This is a genomic window from Kordia sp. (assembly GCF_045105435.1).
Lineage (GTDB): Bacteria > Bacteroidota > Bacteroidia > Flavobacteriales > Flavobacteriaceae > Kordia.
The window spans coordinates 1-3,282 of record NZ_JBGCDL010000367.1 but is presented as its reverse complement, the minus strand read 5'-3'; the positions used below and the strand labels follow the sequence as shown (position 1 = coordinate 3,282).

The 3,282-nt window shown below is 33.6% G+C and carries 5 protein-coding genes; 4 read left to right on the top strand and 1 reads right to left on the bottom strand.

The annotated features are described in order from the left end of the window. Window positions 1–253: amino acid--tRNA ligase-related protein (locus tag AB8B65_RS18540; RefSeq protein WP_405302776.1), on the top strand; the 253-nt coding region annotated here is incomplete at its 5' end. 154 nt (window positions 254–407) lie between these two features. Here the strand turns inward: AB8B65_RS18540 and AB8B65_RS18535 are convergent. Further along, a complete protein-coding gene (locus AB8B65_RS18535; RefSeq protein ID WP_405302775.1) occupies window positions 408–587 on the bottom strand; it encodes a class I lanthipeptide in 180 nt (59 codons plus the stop codon). Window positions 588–889: 302 nt separating this feature from the next. Between AB8B65_RS18535 and AB8B65_RS18530 the strand changes: the two genes are divergently transcribed. The 3 genes from AB8B65_RS18530 to AB8B65_RS18520 all read left to right on the top strand — a co-directional run. Then, the gene (locus AB8B65_RS18530; protein ID WP_405302774.1) at window positions 890–1,420 is read left to right on the top strand and encodes a hypothetical protein; all 531 of its coding nucleotides are present in this window, start codon (window positions 890–892) and stop codon (window positions 1,418–1,420) included. Then, on the top strand, window positions 1,392–2,342 hold the full coding sequence (locus AB8B65_RS18525; protein WP_405302773.1) for a tetratricopeptide repeat protein: 951 nt from the start codon (window positions 1,392–1,394) through the stop codon (window positions 2,340–2,342). Before AB8B65_RS18530 ends, AB8B65_RS18525 begins: the two co-directional genes overlap by 29 nt. Before the next feature lie 32 nt (window positions 2,343–2,374). Continuing rightward, window positions 2,375–3,282 (top strand): chloride channel protein (locus tag AB8B65_RS18520; protein WP_405302772.1); only part of this gene is annotated, 908 nt, incomplete at its 3' end.

Here is a 3,282-nt window from a genome sequence, read left to right as displayed (position 1 = left end):
AGGATTTACCGAAGAAGAAGCAAAAGCACAATTTGGGTTCTTAATGGACGCTTTCCAATATGGAGCGCCGCCACATGGTGGATTGGCTTTTGGTTTGGATAGATTGGTTGCTATTTTGGGCGGACAAGAAACAATTCGTGATTTTATTGCATTCCCAAAAAACAACTCTGGACGTGATGTCATGATTGATGCACCTGCACCAATTGACACTGAACAATTAAAAGAATTAAGCATCAAACTTGATTTACAATAATATATAAAAGCGGTTTTTTGAACGAAAAATTTACGTCAAACCGAACTTGATTCGGTTTCTCATCATTGTGAGATTAATACAATGAGATTCTGAGTCTAGCTCAGAATGACGTTTATACGTTTTTTCAAAAAACCGCTTTACTTTTCAATCTACATTAATGACATTGTTGATTTCCACAAGCAGAATATAATGCTGTAGTTCCACAAGTCCAAGCACAAGTAATACAGGTACACGTATGACAACCTGCAGTTCCTGCTCCTGATACCGCTTCTTCTTCTAAATTCGAAATTTTGCTTTTACTAAACGAAAGCTTTTTTAATGACTTTTTTTTCATGATTTAAAATTTTAGTTATTGATTTTCATCATTTTACGAATGATGTTTTTTGAATTTGAAAGCATGCTTTTCTAGATCAAATCCAATAACAAGATACCTTTAATTCAAACTAAAAAAGTAGTCTTATTCCGTAAATTAGATGATTTAAGGTGTGAAAATCAGTAAGAAAAGTAATAAATAATCCCAAAAACAACAAAGGTCAATCTGTAGTTTGTACCACTATAAAATACATTCATACGATTACAATCGTATTATATATAGAAACCCTGCGATTTGCAGGGTTTTTTTATTAGCTTTATCCTATGCAAACAGCCAAAACTAATATTTTCTTCTATGTCATTGCAAGTCTAACACTCTGTATTACTTCGTGTAAAAAACAACCTGAAACTGAAAAATATACACCATATAAAAACTATGTTGGTTATATAGATCAAGAAAAAGCAATGATGAATAATACCCATCAGCTTTGCAATAATGGAAATATTTATTATACCTACAGTAGCGCAGGACTTAAAGCATATAAGTATTCTAAAAAAGAATTTCGCGATCGTATTTCAAAAAAATTCAACACGAATAGTTTTACGGACTCTGGCTATTTAAATTTTCGATTTTTAGTGAATTGTGAAGGAAAAGCAGGTTGGTTTGAAATCATTCAGATGAATTTAAATTTGGAAGAAAAAGCATTGAATTCTGAAATGGTAAATACGCTTCTTAAAATTACTTCCAATGCTGAAAATTGGAATGTTATTACCTATGAAGAAACACCCTTAAATTATTACATGTATGTCTCATATAGAATTGAAAATGGAAAAGTTACTGAAATTATTCCTTAGTATATGCTGTCTTAGTCTCTTCATTTCTTGTCAAGAAGAAGATCTTAAAAACAAAAGAAAGCGTGCTGAAAAGCGCTATAAAGAAGCGGTTCAATCCAGACAAGGTTCTATTCCGTTTCAAAACGGAATTATTGAAGCTATCGCTATAGATCCTACCTATGAACAAGCTGTTTACGAAATTTCTGTTGCACACTTAAAACGTGGAATGCCGCACCAATGGTTGCCACAATACAATAAAGCATTGGCTATGGATCCAAAAGTACGTGTTCCTTGGCGTGGTTACTTATATTTATGGTTTTATAGAGATTACAAAAAAGCCATTGCCGATTTTAACGCTTCCGATACACTAACTCCAAACTTTACCGATGCACCACAAGGTCATAGTGTCGATTTTTGGCGCGGAATTGCCTATTTAGGTTTGAAAGATCATAAAAATTCGATTGCTTATTTTGACAAACACATTCAAAAAGAAACCGAAGAAACTGGCGAAGATTGGGTAGAACATGAAGCGTTTCTATACCGCGGAATTGCACATTATGAAATTGAAAAAGACAAAGAATATCTCAGTAAAATAAAAGAAAACAAGTATGAATTGGCTTTAAAAGATTTTAATACATTATTAAAATACAATTCCGATTTTGCAGATGCCAAATATTACAAAGCGTTGATTTTATTTGATGATTGTCAATCACTACAACTAAGAATCGGCTTTGAAGAGCAAACACGTAGCAACAATACTTTGGCAAAAATTCTTACGGCAGAAAAACTCGATAAGCAACAAAAAGCCTTAAAAATCATTAAAGAAGCTATTGATAATTTTAATAATGGTTACTCAAATCAACGTCCGTATGTAGAAACATTACGCCAATTATATTGGGAAGATTACACAAACCTCAAAGCGAAATTGGAATCGATGCATTAGATTTGTACTTTTAAAAGATACAAACGCGCAACATGCCAACGCAGAAAAAATCACGCTTTACACGTTTCTTAATTTGGAGATATAAACATATTTCCAACAAAAATTTCGTGTTTATTTTAAGTGTTTTAGTCGGCTTGGGTTCTGGTTTGGTTGCCGTTACTATAAAAAACATCACGTTCTATATTCAGGCATTGTTGGAAAACGGAATTATCTTTTCTAAAAATCAACTGTACTTCATTTTGCCTGTTATCGGGCTTTTTTTAGTTTACGTTTTATTACGATATGTATTTAAAAAAGAAACTGAGCATGCTATTTCTTCCATTTTGTACGCGCTATCCAAACGCACAGGAATCATTCCAAATTACAAAATATATTTGCCATTAATTACCGCGCCATTAACGGTTGGTTTTGGTGGTTCGGTCGGATTATTAGGTCCGGCAGTCGCTTCGGGTTCAGCAATAAGCTCCAACATTAGCAAGTTGTTTCATATTGATAGCAAAACCAGAATGTTACTCATTGGTTGTGCAGCAGCTGGCGCTATTTCGTCCATCTTTAAATCACCCATCGCTGCAATCATTTTTTCCATAGAAGTATTCAGTCTCGATTTAACATTAACCTCTTTAATTCCGTTGTTATTAGCTTCAGTTTCGGCAGTTGTGACGTCGTATTTTTTCTTGGGAAATGAAAACTTGTTCAATTTTATACTTTCGGAACGATTTCAATTAGGAGACATTCCATTTTATATTGCACTTGGCGTGGGAACGGCCTTTGCTTCTATTTACTTTACTAAAATGCATTTTGCCATTACGAAACTGTTTGAACGCTTCAAGCAGAAGAAACACAAATTGATTTTTGGCGGATTAACCATTGGAGCAATGCTCTATTTTATTCCTCCATTATACGGTGAAGGTTTTGGATTTATTACCAATCTGTTGGATGG

Bases quoted from the DNA above. Each gene is read 5' to 3' on its own strand.
- AB8B65_RS18535 (WP_405302775.1), bottom strand. From the start codon at position 587: ATGAAAAAAAAGTCATTAAAAAAGCTTTCGTTTAGTAAAAGCAAAATT.
- AB8B65_RS18530 (WP_405302774.1), top strand. From the start codon at position 890: ATGCAAACAGCCAAAACTAATATTTTCTTCTATGTCATTGCAAGTCTA.
- AB8B65_RS18525 (WP_405302773.1), top strand. From the start codon at position 1,392: ATGGAAAAGTTACTGAAATTATTCCTTAGTATATGCTGTCTTAGTCTC.